The sequence below is a fragment of the Paraburkholderia gardini genome (assembly GCF_907164575.1).
GTDB lineage: Bacteria > Pseudomonadota > Gammaproteobacteria > Burkholderiales > Burkholderiaceae > Paraburkholderia > Paraburkholderia gardini.
Window position 1 is genome coordinate 57,686 of sequence record NZ_CAJQYY010000010.1, and the last position, 18,924, is coordinate 76,609.

At 64.4% G+C, this 18,924-nt stretch carries 17 protein-coding genes; 8 read left to right on the plus strand and 9 right to left on the minus strand.

What is annotated here, in order from left to right; translation table 11 throughout:
- Nucleotides 1-95 precede the first annotated feature (95 nt).
- On the plus strand, nt 96-2,036 hold the full coding sequence (locus LPA34_RS10235; RefSeq protein ID WP_228977619.1) for an ATP-binding cassette domain-containing protein: 1,941 nt from the start codon (nt 96-98) through the stop codon (nt 2,034-2,036).
- A gap of 45 nt (nt 2,037-2,081) precedes the next feature.
- Nucleotides 2,082-3,137 (plus strand): CaiB/BaiF CoA transferase family protein, encoded by a 1,056-nt coding sequence (locus LPA34_RS10240; protein WP_228977621.1) that lies wholly within the window; start codon nt 2,082-2,084, stop codon nt 3,135-3,137.
- A 46-nt stretch (nt 3,138-3,183) separates the two neighbouring features.
- On the opposite strand, the gene LPA34_RS10245 is transcribed toward LPA34_RS10240, so the two are convergent.
- The 3 genes from LPA34_RS10245 to alr all read right to left on the minus strand — a co-directional run bounded on the left by LPA34_RS10245 (nt 3,184) and on the right by alr (nt 6,095).
- On the minus strand, nt 3,184-3,450 hold the full coding sequence (locus LPA34_RS10245) for a DUF2866 domain-containing protein (RefSeq protein WP_228977623.1): 267 nt from the start codon (nt 3,448-3,450) through the stop codon (nt 3,184-3,186).
- A 152-nt stretch (nt 3,451-3,602) separates the two neighbouring features.
- Complete coding sequence (gene radA, locus LPA34_RS10250) at nt 3,603-4,979, minus strand: DNA repair protein RadA (protein ID WP_228977629.1); 1,377 nt, start codon at nt 4,977-4,979, stop codon at nt 3,603-3,605.
- 45 nt (nt 4,980-5,024) lie between these two features.
- Nucleotides 5,025-6,095 (minus strand): alanine racemase, encoded by a 1,071-nt coding sequence (gene alr / locus LPA34_RS10255; protein ID WP_228977631.1) that lies wholly within the window; start codon nt 6,093-6,095, stop codon nt 5,025-5,027.
- A 218-nt stretch (nt 6,096-6,313) separates the two neighbouring features.
- Between alr and lplT the strand changes: the two genes are divergently transcribed.
- Entirely contained in the window at nt 6,314-7,621 is a 1,308-nt protein-coding gene (lplT, locus tag LPA34_RS10260) for a lysophospholipid transporter LplT (protein WP_228977633.1), read from the plus strand.
- 70 nt (nt 7,622-7,691) lie between these two features.
- The gene (thiD, locus tag LPA34_RS10265; protein ID WP_228977635.1) at nt 7,692-8,498 is read left to right on the plus strand and encodes a bifunctional hydroxymethylpyrimidine kinase/phosphomethylpyrimidine kinase; all 807 of its coding nucleotides are present in this window, start codon (nt 7,692-7,694) and stop codon (nt 8,496-8,498) included.
- Between the two features lie 97 nt (nt 8,499-8,595).
- Here thiD and LPA34_RS10270 read toward each other — a convergent pair whose 3' ends face one another.
- Genes LPA34_RS10270 through tsaB form a run of 4 tightly spaced genes read right to left on the minus strand, consistent with a single transcriptional unit; the run spans nt 8,596 to nt 11,786 of the window.
- Nucleotides 8,596-9,594, minus strand: a complete 999-nt coding sequence (locus LPA34_RS10270) for a DUF1853 family protein (protein ID WP_228977867.1) — start codon at nt 9,592-9,594, stop codon at nt 8,596-8,598.
- Nucleotides 9,594-10,493 (minus strand): uracil-DNA glycosylase, encoded by a 900-nt coding sequence (locus LPA34_RS10275; protein WP_228977637.1) that lies wholly within the window; start codon nt 10,491-10,493, stop codon nt 9,594-9,596. Before LPA34_RS10275 ends, LPA34_RS10270 begins: the two co-directional genes overlap by 1 nt.
- Nucleotides 10,480-10,974 carry a ribosomal protein S18-alanine N-acetyltransferase gene (rimI, locus tag LPA34_RS10280; RefSeq protein ID WP_228977639.1) on the minus strand — a complete coding sequence of 165 codons (495 nt, stop codon included), beginning with the start codon at nt 10,972-10,974 and terminating at the stop codon, nt 10,480-10,482. The genes LPA34_RS10275 and rimI overlap by 14 nt, the downstream gene beginning before the upstream one ends.
- Nucleotides 10,971-11,786 (minus strand): tRNA (adenosine(37)-N6)-threonylcarbamoyltransferase complex dimerization subunit type 1 TsaB, encoded by an 816-nt coding sequence (tsaB, locus tag LPA34_RS10285; RefSeq protein ID WP_228977640.1) that lies wholly within the window; start codon nt 11,784-11,786, stop codon nt 10,971-10,973. Before tsaB ends, rimI begins: the two co-directional genes overlap by 4 nt.
- Nucleotides 11,787-11,983: 197 nt before the next feature.
- Between tsaB and LPA34_RS10290 the strand changes: the two genes are divergently transcribed.
- The 3 genes from LPA34_RS10290 to aceA all read left to right on the plus strand — a co-directional run bounded on the left by LPA34_RS10290 (nt 11,984) and on the right by aceA (nt 16,199).
- Entirely contained in the window at nt 11,984-12,253 is a 270-nt protein-coding gene (locus tag LPA34_RS10290; RefSeq protein WP_228977869.1) for an acyl-CoA-binding protein, read from the plus strand.
- A 592-nt stretch (nt 12,254-12,845) separates the two neighbouring features.
- Nucleotides 12,846-14,447 carry a DEAD/DEAH box helicase gene (locus LPA34_RS10295; protein ID WP_228977641.1) on the plus strand — a complete coding sequence of 534 codons (1,602 nt, stop codon included), beginning with the start codon at nt 12,846-12,848 and terminating at the stop codon, nt 14,445-14,447.
- 447 nt (nt 14,448-14,894) lie between these two features.
- Complete coding sequence (aceA, locus tag LPA34_RS10300) at nt 14,895-16,199, plus strand: isocitrate lyase (RefSeq protein WP_228977642.1); 1,305 nt, start codon at nt 14,895-14,897, stop codon at nt 16,197-16,199.
- 224 nt (nt 16,200-16,423) lie between these two features.
- On the opposite strand, the gene LPA34_RS10305 is transcribed toward aceA, so the two are convergent.
- Together LPA34_RS10305 and LPA34_RS10310 are read right to left on the minus strand one after the other, a co-directional pair.
- Nucleotides 16,424-16,858 (minus strand): universal stress protein, encoded by a 435-nt coding sequence (locus tag LPA34_RS10305; protein ID WP_228977643.1) that lies wholly within the window; start codon nt 16,856-16,858, stop codon nt 16,424-16,426.
- A 184-nt stretch (nt 16,859-17,042) separates the two neighbouring features.
- The gene (locus LPA34_RS10310; RefSeq protein WP_228977644.1) at nt 17,043-17,945 is read right to left on the minus strand and encodes a LysR family transcriptional regulator; all 903 of its coding nucleotides are present in this window, start codon (nt 17,943-17,945) and stop codon (nt 17,043-17,045) included.
- 151 nt (nt 17,946-18,096) lie between these two features.
- Between LPA34_RS10310 and LPA34_RS10315 the strand changes: the two genes are divergently transcribed.
- Nucleotides 18,097-18,894, plus strand: a complete 798-nt coding sequence (locus LPA34_RS10315; protein WP_228977646.1) for a haloacid dehalogenase type II — start codon at nt 18,097-18,099, stop codon at nt 18,892-18,894.
- Nucleotides 18,895-18,924: the final 30 nt, after the last annotated feature.

Sequence of the window (18,924 nt, forward strand, 5' to 3'; positions counted from 1 at the left end):
AAGCTAAATGGCCTGACGCGACATCTGGCCAGACGGCCGATGCCTCCATTTTCCCGCGCAGTCTAGAATAGCGGTTTTTCCCCGCCGGCCATCCTGTGATTCGCTTCAACCAGTTCACCCTCGCGCGCGGCACCAAGCCGCTTTTCGAACAGACCTCGTTCACCCTCAACCCCGGCGAGAAAGCCGGGCTCGTGGGTGCGAACGGCGCGGGCAAATCCACGCTCTTTGCCGTGCTGCGCGGCGAACTGCATGCGGACGGCGGCGACTTTGCGATGCCGCCCTCGTGGCAGATCGCCCACGTCGCCCAGGAAACGCCCGCCGCGGACAAAACCGCCCTCGCCTGGACGCTCGACGGCGACGCGGCGCTGCGGGCCATCGAAGCGCGCATTGCGGCCGCTTCGGCCGCCCATGACGGCGCCGCCGAGGGCGAAGCACACGCGGCGTTCGCCGACGCCGACGGTTACACCGCGCCCGCCCGTGCGGAGGCACTGCTGCTGGGCCTCGGCTTCACGCTCGAACAGACGCGCGAGCAGGTCGGCAGCTTCTCAGGCGGCTGGCGCATGCGGCTGAACCTCGCGCAGGCATTGATGTGCCGCTCCGACCTGCTGCTCCTCGACGAACCCACGAATCACCTGGACCTCGACGCGATCGTCTGGCTCGAAGACTGGCTGCACCGTTACCCTGGCACACTGATCGTGATTTCGCACGATCGCGAGTTTCTGGATTCCGTGTGCAACGTCACGCTGCATCTGGAGCAACAGCAGATCAAACGCTACGGCGGCAATTACTCGCAGTTCGAAGTCCTGCGGGCACAGCAGCTCGCGCTGCAGCAAAGCGCGTACGAGAAGCAGCAGAAAACGGTCGAGCATCTGCAGAGCTACATCAACCGCTTCAAGGCGCAGGCCACGAAGGCACGTCAGGCGCAAAGCCGGGTCAAGGCGCTCGAACGCATGGAACTGATCGCGCCCGCGCATGCGTCGTCGCCGTTCACGTTCGAGTTTCGCACGCCCGATTCGGCGCCGAATCCGATGATGGTGATGGAAGACGTCCGTTGCGGTTACCGCACCGAAGAGCACGTCGAGATTCCGATCGTCCAGCACGTGACGCTGTCGATCCAGAACGGGCAGCGCATCGGCCTGCTGGGCGCGAACGGCCAGGGCAAGTCGACGCTGATCAAGACGCTCGCCGGCACGCTTGAAGCGCTCGGCGGCCATGTGCGCGAAGGCAAGGGACTGCGCATCGGCTACTTCGCGCAGCACCAGCTGGAAACGCTGCGACCCGACGATTCGCCGCTGCAACATCTGGCCCGGCTCGCGCCCGATACACGCGAACAGGAACTGCGCGATTTTCTTGGCGGCTTCAATTTTTCCGGCGACATGGCCACCGCCGCCATCACGCCGTTTTCGGGCGGCGAGAAGGCGCGGCTCGCGCTCGCGCTGATCATCTGGCGAAAGCCCAATCTGCTGCTGCTCGACGAACCGACCAACCACCTGGATCTCGAAACCCGTCACGCGCTCACCATGGCGCTCGCGCAGTTCGAGGGCACGCTGATCCTCGTCTCGCACGACCGGCACCTGTTACGCGCGACGACCGACCAGTTCATGCTCGTTGCGAAACACCGCCTGCAGCCGTTCGACGGCGATCTGGACGATTATCGCGACTGGCTCCTGCAGCACGCCGCCGACCAGCGCGCCGCCGCCAAAGCCAGTAACGGCACGGGCGGCACTGAATCCGGCGCGGATGCGGCCGTTAACCGGAAGGAACAGCGGCGGCTCGAAGCGGAAACGCGGCAGAAGCTTTCGCATCTGAAAAAGCCGCTGCAGTCGCGCATTACGAAGATCGAAAAGGAAATGGATATGCTGAATACGGAGAAAGCGACGCTCGACGCGTTCGTCGCCGATCCGTCCAGCTATGAGCCTGAGCGCAAAGCGCAACTGACGGATGCCATCCGTCGGCAGGCGGAAGTCTCTACACGCCTCGAAACACTCGAAGCCGAATGGCTCGAAAAGCACGAGGAACTTGAACAGATCGGCTAGCGGCGCTCGAACCGGGACCGCGCCGGCATCGATGAGAGGTTGGTCTTGTCGTCTCCCCCCGCATTGAAAGGCTTGCGCGTACTCGATCTGACGCGCCTGTTACCCGGCCCCGTGGCGACGTTGCGGCTTGCCGAACTGGGCGCCGACGTTCTCAAGATCGAAGCGCCCGGCGCGGGCGACTACACGCGCACGATGATGCAAAGCACCGCCGACCGGCTCGCGGGCCGGCCCGGTGCGTTCTATCGCATCATCAATCGCGGCAAGCGCGAGACGCGTCTCGATCTGAAATCGGAAGCCGGTCGCAACGTGCTGCGCGCGCTCGCGCATGAAGCGGACGTGCTCGTCGAGAGCTTCCGGCCCGGCGTCATGGACCGGCTCGGCGTCGGCTACGACCTGTTGCGCGTGGAAAATCCGAAGCTCGTTTACTGTGCGATCACAGGCTACGGCTCCGACGGCCCGTTCTCGACCTTCGCGGGACACGATCTGAATTACATCGCGTATGCGGGTGTACTCGACCAGCTTGCCGCCCGCGACGGCACGCCGATCGTGCCGAACTTCCAGATCGCCGACCTGCTGGGCGGCGCGCTGTCCGCCGTCACGCAAATGCTCGCGGCGCTCTGGCACGTCGCGCGCGGCGGCAACGGCCGGTTTATCGACATATCGATGACCCATGCGTCGCACGCCAATAACATCATCGCGCAGGTCGCGCTCGCCGACGAAGGCGAAGGGTCGCGCGCGGGCGGCGGACTGCTGAACGGCGGCGTGCCCTGCTATAACCTGTACCGCACGCACGACGGCCGCTGGCTCGCCATTGGCGCGCTCGAACTGAAATTCTGGGAAACGTTGTGTGTGGCGCTCGACCGCCGGGAGTGGGCGGAGCGGCACTGGAGCCTCGGCCAGGCGATCGGCGGTCCGGATGCGCTCGCGTTGACGCAGGAACTGGCCGCGATCATCGCCGGCCAGACGCTGGAAGACTGGATTGCCCTGCTGGAGCCGCTCGACTGCTGCATTTCGCCCGTGCTGACGCCCGCGGAAGCGGCGCGCCATCCGCTTTTCAATCCGGCTTTTGCGATGCAGCAGGACAGCGCCGACGATCTTTGATGCCCAGACCGGGAAACCACGCGGCTAACGCTGGCACGCTGGCGCCCTATCGACGCGGCAAGGTCTGCCGTGGCTCACGCTCGTCGTCGATCAGAACGTGTTTGCGGCCTTCCACGTGATGCTCGATGGTGGCGCGCACTTCGTCGACGGTAACGTCTTCCGCCACGACGCGCCGCGAAATCTGCCCGGTCGTATCGACCCATTCGACAATACGGCAGCCGCGGCCACCCCAGGGTTGCCGGATCGGCTCCGACACGCGGCAGCCGCGCAGGTTCACGAGAGGCTCGGCCGACGATTCATGAGACTGTTTCAAGACGCGTTCCTTTTCCGCCCATGACGGACTGCTAACCGGGGCAGGATAAGGAAAACCTGTGTCCTTCGGGTTACAGACGGTGTAGAGACCTTTACCGCTGATTACCCGGCAAAAGTGCCTGATCACAAGGCACGTCCTTGACAAAAAATGATTCAGTCAAGCTCACGAACCTGGTCGATCGCCTGCTCGATCCGTTCGACGGCGATCACGCGCAAGCCGTCGATGGGCTGTTTCGGCGCATTCGCTTTCGGAATCACGGCGATCGAAAACCCCAGTTTGGCGGCTTCCTTCAGCCGGTCCTGGCCGCGCGGCGACGGCCGGATTTCGCCTGCCAGACCGACTTCGCCGAATACGAACAGGCCCTTTGGCAACGGCTTGTTGCGCAGCGACGACTGGATCGCGAGCAGCACCGCGAGATCGGCCGCCGGCTCGGTGATCTTCACGCCGCCCACCGCGTTCAGAAACACGTCCTGGTCAAAACACGCGATGCCCGCGTGCTTGTGCAGCACGGCCAGCAGCAGCGCCAGACGGTTTTGCTCGAGTCCGACCGCCAGCCGGCGCGGATTCGGCACATGTGCGGTATCCACCAGCGCCTGGATTTCGACCAGCAACGGCCGCGAGCCTTCCTGCGTGACGAGCACACACGAACCCGGCACCGTCTGCTCATGCTGCGAGAGAAACAGCGCGGAAGGGTTCGACACGCCGCGCAAGCCGCGCTCGGTCATCGCGAACACGCCAAGCTCGTTGACCGCGCCGAAGCGGTTCTTGAACGCACGCACGAGGCGAAACGACGAATGCGTGTCGCCCTCGAAATACAGCACGGTATCGACGATGTGTTCGAGCACGCGCGGGCCGGCCAGATTGCCTTCCTTCGTCACGTGCCCGACCATGATGATCGCCGTGCCCGACTGCTTGGCGACACGCGTCAGTTGCGCCGCGCACTCGCGGACCTGCGCGACGGAGCCCGGCGCCGAAGTCAGTGCATCGGAATAGATCGTCTGGATCGAATCGATGACGGCCACGTCGGGCCGCTCGGCCTCGATCGTCGCCTGGATTTTCTCCAGCTGGATTTCGGCGAGAAGCTTGAGTTCGCCCGCCTTCGATTGCGGATCGAGCAGCGAAAGCCGCTGCGCGCGCAGTGCGATCTGCGCCGCGGATTCTTCGCCGCTCACATAGAGCGCGCGTCGTTCGCTGGCGATTTCGCCGAGCGACTGCAACAGCAGCGTCGATTTGCCGATGCCCGGATCGCCACCGATCAGCACCACGCCACCCGCGACGAGGCCGCCGCCCAGCACGCGATCGAATTCGCTGACGCCGGTCGAAAACCGCGGCACATCGGAGGCTTCGATATCGGCGAGACGCTGAACCGGCGCATTTTTCGCAATCGACTGGAAGCGGTTTGCCGAAGCCGATTCCGCGATGGTTTCCACCAGCGTGTTCCACGCGCCGCACGCCGGACACTGCCCCTGCCATTTAGGCGCCTGCCCGCCGCACTCGGTGCAGGTGTACAACGTTTTCTGTTTAGCCACGCGCCTTCCTGTTACTGCGTTTTCTGCCTGTCCATATCGGAAAAGTCATTCGGCGCGCACCGGCACGCGCGGCGCGACGGCGCACATCAGTTCATAACCGATCGTGCCGCAAGCCCGCGCGACATCGTCGATCGGGAGTGCCGCCCCCCACAGTTCGACGCGCGAGCCGACACTCGCTGTCGGGCATGGCGTGAGGTCGACGGTAATCATGTCCATCGACACACGTCCGACAAGCCGTGTCAGCACACCGTCGACGATCACCGGCGTGCCTTCGGGCGCCGTGCGTGAATAGCCGTCCGCGTAACCGCAGGCAACCACGCCGACACGCATCGGCCCACGCGCGGCGAACGTCGAACCATAGCCGATTGTCTGGCCTTCCGAGACCATCTGCGTGGCGATCAGCTCGGAGGCAAGCGTCATGGCGGGCTGCAGCCCCGTGCCCTCGATCGCGGCGGTAACGCCCGACGGCGACGCGCCGTACAGGATGATGCCGGGTCGCACCCAGTCGAAGTGCGCTTCCGGATGCCACAGGGTGGCCGCGGAGTTCGCGAGGCTGCGCGCGCCGGCAATGCCTTGCGCGCCGCGCTCGAACGCTTCCATCTGATACGTGATGCCACGCTCGCCGTCCGCATCCGAAAAATGGGTCATCAGCGTGATCTGGCCGACACCCTGACAGGCACGCGCCCGTTCCCACGCAGCCCGGTAGCGTTCCGGCGTGTACCCGAGCCGGTTCATGCCGCTGTTCATCTTGAGCTGGATATTGACCGGCTTCGACAGCCGCGCCATTTCCAGCATCCGCATCTGTTCATCGGAATGCACCGCCGTGGTCAGGCTGTAGCGATCGATAACGTCAATATCCGTTGGGCGGAAGAAGCCTTCGAGCAGGAGAATCGGACCGGCCCAACCCAGTTCACGCAACTTCACGGCCTCTTCGAGGTCGAGCAGGCCGAAACCATCGGTGGCGCGCAGGCCCGGAAACACGCGCGCGAGCCCGTGTCCATATGCGTTGGCCTTGACGACGGCCCAGATGCGGGACTTCGGCGCATAACGGCGGGCAACGGCAAGATTGTTGGCGAGAGCGGAGGTATGAATGGTGGCTGAGAGCGGACGCGGCATGGGATATTTTCGTAAAGACGCTTGCGAATCAGGAGCTTACACGGCGTTTTCAGCGCGCCGGAGGCCGCCGGACGGTGCGATCGAGGATTCTGCTAGTCTGAATGCGCCTATTTTCATGATATAAAGCCGTGCGCACAACCCATTTCGAACGGCATAAGCCCGGACACTTTGCACACGGCCGGGGCGGACGGACCGCAGCGAGGACAGCATCGCATCAGATGAAAAAAGGTTTTTACACCATCATGGCCGCGCAGTTTTTTTCGTCGCTGGCTGACAATGCGCTCCTGATTGCTGCTATTGCGCTGCTGAAAGACCTTCACGCCCCAAACTGGATGACGCCGCTGCTCAAGCTGTTCTTTGTGCTGTCGTACGTCGTTCTTGCTGCCTTCGTCGGCGCTTTCGCCGATTCGCGCCCCAAAGGTCGCGTGATGTTCGTCACGAACACCATCAAGGTGCTCGGCTGCTTCACGATGCTGACCGGCGCGCACCCACTGATTGCCTACGGCATCGTGGGCTTCGGCGCCGCAGCCTACTCGCCGGCCAAGTATGGCATCCTCACCGAACTGCTGCCGCCCGACCGGCTCGTCGCCGCGAACGGCTGGATCGAAGGCACGACCGTCGGGTCGATCATCCTCGGCACGGTGCTGGGCGGTGCGCTGATCAGTCCGCACATTGCCGCGCCGATCCTCAGGCACCACATTCCCACGATAAATACACCCGCCGAAGCCGCGATGCTCGTGATCATGGTGTTCTACGTGATCGCAGCGCTCTTCAATCTGCGCATTCCCGACACCGGCGCCCGCTATCCGAAACAGGAGCGCGGCCCGATCAAGCTCGTCACCGATTTCGCCGACTGCTTTCTGGTGCTGTGGCGCGACAAGCTCGGCCAGATTTCGCTCGCGGTCACGACGCTCTTCTGGGGCGCAGGCGCGACGCTGCAGTTCATCGTGCTGAAGTGGGCGGAGGTGTCGCTAGGCATGTCGCTGTCGGAAGGTGCGATCCTGCAGGCCGTCGTGGCCGTCGGCGTGGCGGCGGGCGCGATGATCGCGGCCGGGAAGGTGCCGCTCAAGAAATCGCTTTCGGTGCTGCCGGTCGGCATCATGATGGGTATCGCCGTGATGCTGATGGCGTTCTATACGAAGTCGATGTTCCCGGCGCACTGGGGCATCTATTTCGGCCGGATGCACGTGCCGGGCTATCTGCTGATTGCGTATCTCTTCCTGATGGTCGTGGGCGCGCTCTCGGGGTTTTTCGTCGTGCCGATGAACGCGCTCCTGCAGCATCGCGGACACGTGCTGCTTTCGGCCGGCCACTCGATCGCCGTGCAGAACTTCAACGAGAACCTGTCGGTGCTCGTGATGCTGTGCCTGTACGCTGTGCTGGTATGGCTCGACGTGCCGGTGTCGGCGGTGATCGTGCTGTTCGGCAGCTTCGTCTGCGTGATGATGTGGTTCGTGATGCGGCGTCATCAGGCGAACCAGCGCGCGTTCGACTCGGTTGCGCTGATCGGCGAAGTCAGGCACTGACGGCACGCGGCACGCCAGCCGCGCGCCTGCCCCGGCCACACGCGTCCTTCTTCTTTTCCGCACGCTTCCCATGACTCAAGCAATTCCTCACGTCCTGACGATCGCCGGCTCCGATTCGGGCGGCGGCGCGGGCATCCAGGCCGACCTCAAGGCGTTTTCCGCGCTCGGCGCATATGGCGCAAGCGTCATCACCGCGCTGACCGCGCAGAACACGCGCGGCGTGACGGCGATCCATACGCCGGACCCGGCGTTCATCACGGCGCAACTCGACGCCGTGTTCGACGACATCCGGATCGACGCGGTCAAGATCGGCATGCTCGCCAACGCCGGCATCGCGCATGCGGTCGCCGAAGCGTTGCGCCGTTATCGTCCGGAGCACATCGTGCTCGACACCGTGATGATCTCGAAGAGCAATCACGCGTTGCTGGCCCCGGACGCCGTCGCGGCGGTGCGCGACGAACTGTTGCCGCTCGCCACCCTGCTCACGCCGAACCTGCCGGAAGCAGCCGCGCTGCTGGGCGAAGCCGCCGCCACCGACGAAGCCGCGATGATCCGTCAGGGCGAAGCGCTGCGCGCGCTCGGCGCGCGCGCGGTGCTGATGAAAGGCGGCCACCTCGCCTCTGCGGACAGCCCCGACTGGCTGATTCAGGAGAGCGGCACGCTGCGTCTCGGCGGCCCACGCGTGCCGGTGAAAAATACCCACGGAACGGGCTGCACGCTGTCGTCGGCGATCGCGGCGTTGATTCCACAACGAAGCGATCTGGCAAGCGCGGTCGCGGACGCGAAACTGTACCTGACCGGCGCGCTCGAACAGAGCGACCGGCTGGACGTCGGTAGTGGCGTCGGGCCGGTGCATCATTTTTATCGCTGGTGGTAAGGGCGGCTGTTGATCGTACCCACGTGACCGGGCCGGTCAGACGCGATGTCGATCATCGCCAGTTCCGGGACGCCGGTGGCGCCGCCGGCGAACACGGTCACTGACGCGCGAACGCCTGGCCGCGCCGCGGCCACTCATCAGGCACGACGAAGCCGCGCGACTGTTCGATCCACCGGCCAGCTTCATCGCGTACGAACGAAGCCACCATCGTCGGACCGGTCTGCCGTTCGATCTGATTGAGTAGCGGGGCGGCATCCACGAATATCGTTTCCGGCGATGGCTCACTTGCATCGCCCACCTCGTAACGCCGGGGTGCCAGCCATGCGAGACGCGGCAGCACCTTCCACACCGCAGCAGCCTGAGTCGCCGCCAATGCCGGCCAGTCCGCGCGGGTCGCCCACCAGCCGCGCGCGTGGGCCGGATCGATCTGCGGCGCTTCCTGCCCCGCCCCCGTTTCGTTCCCGGTCGCGCCGTAGAACAGCCAGCCCTTGATCAGCATCGCCGGCTCCCATGGGCCGCGATGCCCGAGCGTCGCGAATTCTTCGCGCGCGCTGAGCGGCAATTGATGATCAAGAAGATGCGACAGTTTCAGATCGAAGCGGTCCTGCAGATTCGGGCCGATGTAGTCCGCGAGTTGCGCGCGACCGTCGCCGGCATGCAGGTAGCACTTCACGGCCAGTTCCCAATGCAGACGCCGGCCACTGGCCGTCTCCACCAGAAAATCGCACTCGCCGAGCGTCACACCTGCACGCCGTAACGCGACGTTCGCGGCGACGAGCCGCGCGGCCGGCCCATGTTGAAGAAACCAGCTGAGCAGACACTCGGCGTAACGGCCTAACCGCGTGATCCGCGACGCGGCGATATACCGGTGCAGACTATCTGGATCGGCATCGAGCGCGTGCAGCCAGGCGACGGTTGCCGCTTCTTCGGCCGGCGTTTCAAAGAGGCGCGCGAGCATGCCAGCGGGTGGTTGCGCGCGCAACAGATCCGGGCTGAACAGCAGCCACGCGAGATCACGTACGACAGCATCGCGCAACAGGTCGAACCGCGCGCCCGGCGCTGCGGCATCCGCCACCGGCCCGGGCGCGGCGTTCATCAGCGGGGCGGCGCGCCGGCCGTCTTCTGCCACGTATCGCGAGCGAGACACAGGTCGGCCCAGGCTTTCGCCTTGTCCGGCAGACTGCGCAACAGATACGCGGGGTGATACGTGACGATGACGGGCACGCCTTCGTATTCGTGCACGCGACCGCGCAGCGACGAGATGCTGGCCTGGGTCTTCAAGAGGCTCTGCGCGGCAAAGCGGCCGAGCGCGACGATGACCTTCGGCTTCACGAGCGATACCTGGCGCTGAAGATACGGCTCGCAGCGCGCGACTTCGTCGGGCTCGGGATTGCGGTTGCCGGGCGGCCGGCACTTGATCACGTTCGCGATGTACACGTTCGTGTCGCGCGCGAGCGTCAGCGAACGCAGCATGTTGTCGAGCAGCTTGCCCGCCTGGCCGACAAACGGTTCACCGAGACGGTCCTCGTTTTCACCGGGCGCTTCGCCGATCAGCATCCAGTCGGCATTGCGATCGCCGACGCCAAAGACCGTGTTCGTCCGCTTCTCACACAGACGGCAACGCTCGCAGGCAGCGACGCGCGCACTGAGCGTATCCCAGTCGAGCGTGGCGACGCTGGTGCTGGTGTCTGCCTGCGCATCGACGACGATGCGGTTTGTCCGGGTGAGGACCGGGGGTTCGGCGGATACATCGTCGAGCCATGCCGATTCGTCCGCGCCTGCTGGCGGTTGCTGAATGCGGGTGCTCATGCCCGCTTCGCGCGGCGACGTGTCCTGTAGCGAAAGCGTCGTTCCGGCCGAACCGGAGGCTTCGGTTGTGCTGGCTGTACTGACTGCCTCGACCGATGCGGTCGTTTCGACGGACGGCCGCATGCCGCGGCGCACCCACATCGGCGCGAGGCCGAGTTCTTCCAGCGCGGATTCAGAGAACGTCATCTGCGCCCTCTCCTGCAAACGAAAAACGCATCACGATGGCGTCCTCCCGGCTGCGATGTCGCGCCGGATAATAGTTCTTGCGCCGTCCAATCGACGAAAATCCGAATTGTTCATATAGACGGATCGCGCGGTGATTTGAAGGCCGGACTTCCAGCAGCAGGCCATCGAGTTTCCCGGCGCGCGTGATGCGCACCGCTTCTCGCAGCAGCGTGAGACCCGCACCCGCGCCTTGCGAAGCAGGTGCGACGCACAGATTCAGCAGATGCATTTCGTCGACCACCGGCATCAGCACGCAATAGCCGATCAGCGCGCCCGTGACGTGACGCAGGCAGATCCCGAAATAGCCGTTGCGCAGCGAGTCCGCGAAATTGCCGCGGCTCCACGGAAACTCATACGCGAGTTTCTCGATCGCGGCGACCTCGTCCAGATCGCCTTCTGTCATCGGCGATACGTAGCGGTCGGCGAGCAGCACGCCGCTCATTGGTGGCCCTCACGCAGAACGGTCCGCGCGGCCGGTGCGGTTCCGGCCTCTTGCGCGGCCTTTGCGGCCATGCGCTCGGCAGTGGTCTGCGCAACCTTGTCGCGGATGTACTCGGGCGCGGCCTGATCCGCCGGCACCGTACGGCCCGCGCGGAACGCGCGCAGCGCGACCATCGCGACCGGCATCGCGTGCGGCACGGCTTCACGATCGATCGTGCGCGCGCGCGATGCCGCCACGAGCCGCTCGCCGAACGCCGCGGCCGCGTTGCCTGCCAGCGTAAACGGCGCGCCGGGAACCGTCATGTTGCCGGGCGCATCGAGCGACGCCGGATGGACCGTGCGCCACTCATGCTGCACGTCGTCCCATGCGTAATCCGCCCAGTAGACTTCGTCCATGCGCGCGTCGAGCGCGGCCAGCACGCGGTTCGCCGACGGATCGCGCAGCCGCGCGCTTTCAGCGCACGCGAGCAACGTGCCGACCGGCACGACCGGAATATCGAGGCCGAACGCGAGCCCCTGGGCGACGCCCGTCGCGGTACGCAGACCCGTGAACGAACCGGGGCCCGCGCCGAATGCGATGGCGTCGCAGTCGGCGAGCGCGAGACCGGCTTCGCCGAAGAGTTCGCGAATCGCCGGCAACAGGCGCGTGCTGGAGACGGGACCCGTCGCTTCATGTCGCACCCAGACGCGCAAGGAAACGGCGGCCGGATCGACGGGCAAAGCACCGGTGTCCACCTCGGGACCGGCGGACAAAAGCGCGACCGAGCAGAATTCGGTCGACGTATCAAGGGCAAGCAGGACGATTCGGGTCATGACCGCTATTGTAATGCGACGCCTCGCGTTGCCGGAGGCGAACCGCACCGGACATCTCTGGGCGTTGCCAGCGGCGACGCCATCGCCGCCCGGGCCGGGCCGCGCTGTCTGGAGGAATCGCTCCAGCCGGATGCGCGGCTGAGCTTGTTATGATCACCGGCCGACCTCGACACGCATGGAGAACAAGGATGAGCGACATGAGCAACGTTAGCGCGCTGTTCGCGCAAGCCCAGGAAGATGTGAAGCAACTGCCGGAGCGTCCGGGCAATCTGACGCTGCTGCGTCTGTACGCGCTGTTCAAGCAGGCCACCGAAGGCGACGTCCACGGCGACAAACCCGGCTTCACCGACATCGTCGGCAAATACAAGTACGACGCATGGACCGCTCTCAAGGGCACACCGCAGGACGCGGCGAAGCAGCAATATGTCGAACTGGTCGAATCGCTGAAGAGCGGCGCTTCGGCCTGACCTGACGCAAACCGTCAACGCCAGAAAAGCTGCTGGCAGTAATAAGGCATTAAAAACCCATCGGGGCGGACATGAATATGCGAGCGCCGTCGCCGGTGGTTTTCTTCTCACCGCCGCCCGCTCAGGTCAGATCCCGGCCGCGGCTTCACTGACCCGTTCGGCCGGACAGCTTCGCCACTTCGAGCCAGCCAGCCTTCCAGGGCCCCAAACGCACCCCGCTTCACCGGCCATTTATGGGATGGTGGCGCAGTGCAGCAAAACCCTATACAATACGGCTGCGCTTCACTGCTTTGCCCGGCTTTCTTTCCGGCGCGTGGCTGCGCAGCGCCTCGTAGCGTTTTGCTCCAATCCAGTTTAGAACCTGTCCCCTCCTGCCAGCAGGCCCTCTTTTCGGGCCGTCAAGTACCAGGCTGGCGACAATGCCAATATCGGCTTGTCGCATCCGATACAGCTTCTAACGAAAAGCTCGCCTTTATTGTTGCGAGCTGCCCCCGTTTTTCGATTTGCTCGCTGCTTCTTTGCTCGCTGAATCCGACGACCTGGGTATGCCGATTGGCGCCGACGTTTCATTTCCCGTGTTTCAAGGATTCTCATGACTTCGAGCAATACCCCCAGCCCGTTGAACGCCATCGCCGATCAAGCCCTCGGTCTCGACACCCCCGCCGCCGTCGCCTCGCAAGATGTCGCGACCGCCGCCGTGGTGGCCGACGCCGCAGCGCCGACCGGCCCGACGTTCGCGTCGCTCGGCCTTTCGGCGGATGTCGTCTCCGCCCTGACGGCCGCCGGCTATTCGGCGCCGACGCCGGTTCAGCAGCGCGCGATTCCCGCCGGCCTCGCCGGCCGCGACCTGATGGTGTCGAGCCCGACCGGTTCCGGCAAGACCGCAGCGTTCATGCTGCCCGCCATCGAGCGTTTCTCGCAGCTGCAAAAGGCGCAGGCCGCCCAGCCGCGCGAACCGCGCCCGGCCGACGGCGCACGCACGCGCCGCCCGCAACCCGTCGCCCGTCCGACGATGCTGGTTCTGACGCCGACGCGTGAACTCGCGATGCAGGTCACGACCGCCGCCTCCACGTACGGCAAGCATCTGAAGCGCCTGCGCACCGTCAGCATCCTCGGCGGCGTCGCCTATGGTCAACAGCTGATGCTGCTGGCCAAAAACCCTGAAATTCTCGTCGCCACGCCGGGTCGTCTGATCGATCACCTGGAACGCGGCCGTATCGACCTGTCGCAACTGCAGATCCTCGTCCTCGACGAAGCGGACCGCATGCTCGACATGGGCTTCATCGAAGACATCGAAACGATCGTTGCGTCCACCCCGGCCACGCGTCAGACGATGCTGTTCTCGGCCACGCTCGACGGCAAGATCGGCGCGCTGACGGGCCGTCTGCTGAAGAACCCTGAACGCATCGAAATCGTCCAGCGCATGGAACAGCGCACGAACATCGCGCAGACCGTGCATTACGTCGACGACCGCGATCACAAGGATCGTCTGCTCGACCATCTGCTGCGTGACTCCGGTCTCGACCAGGCCATCGTGTTCACGGCAACGAAAAACGAAGCCGACCAGCTCGCTGGCCGTCTCGCCGACGCTGGTTTCGAATCGGCCGCCCTGCACGGCGATCTGCCGCAAGGCGCGCGTAACCGCACGATCAAGGCACTGCGTGAGCGCCGTGTGCGCGTGCTCGTGGCAACCGACGTCGCGGCTCGCGGCATCGACATCCCGGGCGTCACGCACGTGTTCAACTACGATCTGCCGAAGTTCGCGGAAGACTACGTGCACCGTATCGGCCGTACCGGCCGTGCTGGCCGCTCGGGTATCGCCGTGAGCCTCGTGCATCACGCCGAACAGGGCGCACTCAAGCGCATCGAACGTTTCGTGCGTACGCCGCTCGCGGTCAACGTCGTCGAAGGCTTCGAGCCGCGCAAGTCGGCACCGTCCGGCAATGGTGGTCGTCCGGGCTTTGGCGGCCGTGGTCGTCCGGGTGGCGGCAACGGCGGCGGTCGTCGCTTCGGTAGCGGCGGTGGCACGGGTAGCGGCAAGCCGGCTGGCAACGGCGGCGGCGCCCGCACGGGCGGCGGCGGCTGGGCAGGCAAGTCGGCCGGCGGTTCGCGCGAAGGCTACGGCGGCTCGCGTGACGGTGGCTACGGCGCCCGTCGCAGCGACGGTCCGCGTACCGCACGTCGCGGCGACTAAGCCCTCTGGCATGCGGTCGGGTCAGCGTTGAAAGCTGACCCGACAGTGACGCTATATGACGTTGAACGGCTACACGCCGTGCGAAGTTTCAGAAAAACCGGTGCTCAGGCACCGGTTTTTTTTCGTCCATCTAACGTCATCCGCGAAATTTCACGATGTGGAAAAATTTTTTGCGTCGTAAAAAATCATGCTGCGTGGCACAACCATCGCTGTTGCAACATGGGAAATTACGTTTCTCATCGTGAGATGAATGTTATAAATATTTGATTTTTATAAATAAAAAATATCAAACAAAGCCTCGTAGACGTCTGTTGCACCTGCCTCGATTTGCCTAGACTCTTATATAAGACTTCACGAAACGAAGCACCCGGAAAAAGCAGCAAAGCCCGCTTCGCTGGAGACACAAATCAACCGATCCACCTGTTTGGGCAATTAGAGGAGCACACCATGTCACGTCAACAACAGAGTCAGCAACTTCAACAGCAATGGGAAACCGACCCGCGCTGGAAAGGCATCAAGCGGTCATATTCCGCTGAAGACGTGGTGCGTCTGCGCGGCTCGGTGCCGGTCGAGCACACGCTCGCGAAGCGCGGTGCTGAAAAGCTGTGGGAATCGATCCATAACGAGCCGTTTGTCAACGCGCTCGGCGCGCTGACCGGCAATCAGGCCATGCAACAGGTCAAGGCCGGTCTGAAGGCGATCTATCTGTCGGGCTGGCAGGTGGCTGGCGATGCGAACGTCGCGGGCGAAATGTATCCCGACCAGTCGCTGTATCCGGCGAATTCGGTGCCGCTCGTCGTGAAGCGCATCAACAACACGCTCACGCGCGCCGACCAGATCCAGTGGTCCGAAGGCAGGAATCCGGGCGATGAAGGCTATATCGACTACTTCGCGCCGATCGTGGCGGACGCTGAAGCGGGTTTCGGCGGCGTGCTGAACGCGTTCGAACTGATGAAGTCGATGATCGAGGCCGGCGCCGCGGGCGTCCACTTCGAAGACCAGCTGGCTTCGGTGAAAAAGTGCGGTCACATGGGCGGCAAGGTGCTCGTGCCGACGCGCGAAAACATCGCGAAACTGACGGCGGCGCGTCTCGCCGCCGACGTCTCGGGTACGCCGACGATCCTGCTGGCGCGCACCGACGCAGAAGCGGCCGACCTCGTGACGTCGGACATCGACGACAACGACAAGCCGTTCCTGACTGGCGAGCGCACCGTCGAAGGCTTCTACCGTACGAAGCCGGGTATCGAACAGGCGATCTCGCGTGGCCTCGCCTACGCGCCGTACGCCGACATGATCTGGTGCGAAACCGGCAAGCCGGATCTCGAATTCGCGAAGAAATTCGCCGAGGCGATCCACAAGCAGTTCCCGGGCAAGCTGCTGTCGTACAACTGCTCGCCGTCGTTCAACTGGAAAAAGAACCTCGACGATGCGACGATCGCCAAGTTCCAGAAGGAACTCGGTGCGATGGGCTACAAGTTCCAGTTCATCACGCTGGCCGGCTTCCACGCGCTGAACTACTCGATGTTCAACCTCGCGCACGGCTATGCCCGCACTCAGATGAGCGCGTTCGTCGAAATGCAGCAGGCCGAATTCGCAGCAGCCGAAAAGGGCTTCACCGCAGTGAAGCACCAGCGTGAAGTCGGCACCGGCTACTTCGATGCAGTGACGCAGACGGTCGAACGCGACGCATCGACGACCGCCCTGCATGGCTCGACGGAAGACGAGCAGTTCTTCGACAAGAAGGTCGCCTGAGCGGCACGACAGGCAACGCAGGGAGAAGTGGCCCCGCAGAGGGCCACTGCTGAAGAAGACATGGTCACCGGTCAGAAGCCGGCATCTGGAAGGTGTTTCGACGCGGCATCACCGTGCGAAGAACGGACAGGACGCGCGCTGGCTATCCGCCAGCGCGTTTTTTCCTCAGGTGTATCCATGGTGCGCCACGCCTCGACGCCGGGTGGGAACGTCGACGACGACGCTTATCGGTAGACGATCACCGGAATTCTGGTGTGCGTCAGGACCCGCTGGGTCTCGCTGCCGATCAGCAGACTGCCGAGCCCGCGCCGCCCGTGCGACGCCATGAAGATGACGTCGCAACCACCCCGCTCCGCCGCCTCGATGATCCCGAGATACGGCGACGGATGAACACTCGTCTCGCTCGAGAACGCAACGCCCGCATCGCGCGCTGCCTGCTCGACCTCCTGCAGATGCAGGCGCGCTTCGCGTTCGCTGCGCTCCTGAAAATCGACCGGCGGCTCGATCACCACCTCGGAAAACGGCGAGTACGGATATTGCGGCAGACACGCGTAGGCCGTCACACGCGCACCGACGGATTTCGCGAGATCGATTGCGCCGTCGATGGCCATTCTGGACAGCTCTGAACCATCAGTCGGAACCAGGATGTGCTTGAACATCGTGCCCTCCATCGTCAGCCGCGGCGCTCCGTCAGGTCCGCTGGATGCAGGCGCGTATGCGAACAGCAGGCAATGCGCGGCGCCTCGAATCGATTGTAGTGCGCCGAAATCCGCCGCACGGCCCGTGTGCGGGTCTGTCCGCATATCGGAAACCCGGGCGGGCCACGCGAGCCGTGGCTTTGCGCTAACCCCAGTAGCCTGGATGACTGTACGTATGTTTCAGGAAATCGAGAAAAAGCCGTACCCGCAACGGCAAATGGCGACGCTGTGGAAACACCGCGTGGATGCCGATGGGCGGGGTCGCGAATTCGTCGAGCACCGTAACGAGACGCCCGGCCGCGATATCCGTGCCGACTTCCCACCACGAGCGCCACGCGAGGCCGTAGCCTTCGAGACACCATTCGTGCAGCACCGCGCCGTCGGAGCACTCCATGGTGCCGGAGACCTTGATCGTCACGGCTTTTTCGCCCTGCTGGAACGACCAGCCGCGCTGCTGGTTCGCGCTCGCGCCGAGCGCGAGGCAGTTATGGCCGGCGAGCGCGGCGAGCGTTTCCGGCGCGCCGCGCCGCGCGAGATAGGCGGGCGAAGCCACCACCACGCGCCGGTTGTCGCCGAGGCGCAGCGAGACCAGCGACGAATCGGGCAGTTCACCGAGCCGCACCGCGCAGTCGAACCCCTCGTTGACCAGATCGACCATCCGGTCCGACAGATCGAGCGTGATCGACACATCGGGATGTGCGACCGTGAACGCCGGCACGAGCGGCGCGACATGACGCCGCCCGAAACCGGCCGGCGCCGACACGCGCAGATGCCCGCTCGCCTTCACCCCGCCCGCCGACACGCTCGATTCGGCGTTCTGCATGTCGTGGATGATGCGCTGACAGTCCTCGAGAAACGCGGAGCCTTCGAACGTCAGCGTGATTTTCCGCGTCGTGCGCACGAGCAGTTTCACGCCGAGCCGTTCTTCGAGCGCATCGATCCGGCGCCCGATGATGGCAGGCGCGACGCCCTCGGCCTGGGCGGCCGCGGACAGGCTGCCGCGTGCCGCGACGGCGGCGAACGTTTCGATCTGCTTGAAGCGGTCCATGGCAAATGGATGCGTCGTGTGGACGCGGATGATGGCGTTGAGCGCCAGATTAGGTATATGAAAGTAAAAGATCAAGTGATGTTTACGGTCTTTCTAGCTACCGGGCATCACTAATAGAATCTGTCTTGACCTCTGACTGGAGCGCACGGCAATGTCGGCCACAACGACACTCTTCCCCAAGGCAGTGATTTTCGACGCGTACGGCACGCTTTTCGACGTGCATTCGGTCGTCGCTGCCGCGGAGCAGATGTTTCCCGGCCACGGCGATACCCTTTCGCTCCTGTGGCGTCAGAAGCAGATCGAATACACGCAGTTGCGCACGCTGTCGGATGTGGGCGGCGCACGCTATGAACCGTTCTGGACCGTCACACTCGACGCGCTGCGTTTTTCCGCCCGCAAACTCGGTCTCACGCTGAATACGGTCGCGGAAAAGCGCCTGATGGACGAGTACGCGTGCCTCTCCGCATTCCCCGACGCCGTCCCCATGCTGCGCCAGCTACGCGAGCCTCGGGCAGGCGTGGGCGCTGCCGCCGACGTCGCGGCCGGCGGGCGCATCGGGCTTGCGATCCTGTCCAACGGCAACCCGCAGATGCTCGATATCGCCGTCAAGAGCGCCGGGATGGCCGGCCTTTTCGATCACGTGCTGTCAGTCGACACTGTGCGCGCCTACAAGCCGGCACCGGCCGCTTACGCGCTCGGCACGGCCGCTTTCGGCGCAACGCCGCGCGAGATCGTGTTCGTGTCGTCGAACGGCTGGGACGTCGCCGGCGCGACGTGGTTCGGCTACACCACGTTCTGGATCAACCGCACACGCAGTCCCGCCGAGGAACTCGGCGTGAGCCCGTCCGGCACCGGCACAAGCCTTGCCGATCTGCCCGCGTTTCTGGGCACCCGCCTGCCGCCCGAGAAAAGCTCAGGCCGCGTGCGCCACAGTCCTGGCGCCACGTGAACTGAACAGTTTGAACGGGCATGAAGCACC

What these genes read in the sequence shown, in the direction of transcription:
- tsaB (WP_228977640.1), bottom strand. Translation starts at nt 11,786, where the DNA reads ATGACCCGAATCGTCCTGCTTGCCCTTGATACGTCGACCGAATTCTGC.
- LPA34_RS10305 (WP_228977643.1), bottom strand. Translation starts at nt 16,858, where the DNA reads ATGTTCAAGCACATCCTGGTTCCGACTGATGGTTCAGAGCTGTCCAGA.
- LPA34_RS10275 (WP_228977637.1), bottom strand. Translation starts at nt 10,493, where the DNA reads ATGACGTTCTCTGAATCCGCGCTGGAAGAACTCGGCCTCGCGCCGATG.
- thiD (WP_228977635.1), top strand. Translation starts at nt 7,692, where the DNA reads ATGACTCAAGCAATTCCTCACGTCCTGACGATCGCCGGCTCCGATTCG.
- rimI (WP_228977639.1), bottom strand. Translation starts at nt 10,974, where the DNA reads ATGAGCGGCGTGCTGCTCGCCGACCGCTACGTATCGCCGATGACAGAA.
- LPA34_RS10295 (WP_228977641.1), top strand. Translation starts at nt 12,846, where the DNA reads ATGACTTCGAGCAATACCCCCAGCCCGTTGAACGCCATCGCCGATCAA.
- alr (WP_228977631.1), bottom strand. Translation starts at nt 6,095, where the DNA reads ATGCCGCGTCCGCTCTCAGCCACCATTCATACCTCCGCTCTCGCCAAC.
- LPA34_RS10290 (WP_228977869.1), top strand. Translation starts at nt 11,984, where the DNA reads ATGAGCAACGTTAGCGCGCTGTTCGCGCAAGCCCAGGAAGATGTGAAG.
- LPA34_RS10315 (WP_228977646.1), top strand. Translation starts at nt 18,097, where the DNA reads ATGTCGGCCACAACGACACTCTTCCCCAAGGCAGTGATTTTCGACGCG.
- lplT (WP_228977633.1), top strand. Translation starts at nt 6,314, where the DNA reads ATGAAAAAAGGTTTTTACACCATCATGGCCGCGCAGTTTTTTTCGTCG.
- LPA34_RS10310 (WP_228977644.1), bottom strand. Translation starts at nt 17,945, where the DNA reads ATGGACCGCTTCAAGCAGATCGAAACGTTCGCCGCCGTCGCGGCACGC.
- aceA (WP_228977642.1), top strand. Translation starts at nt 14,895, where the DNA reads ATGTCACGTCAACAACAGAGTCAGCAACTTCAACAGCAATGGGAAACC.
- LPA34_RS10270 (WP_228977867.1), bottom strand. Translation starts at nt 9,594, where the DNA reads ATGAACGCCGCGCCCGGGCCGGTGGCGGATGCCGCAGCGCCGGGCGCG.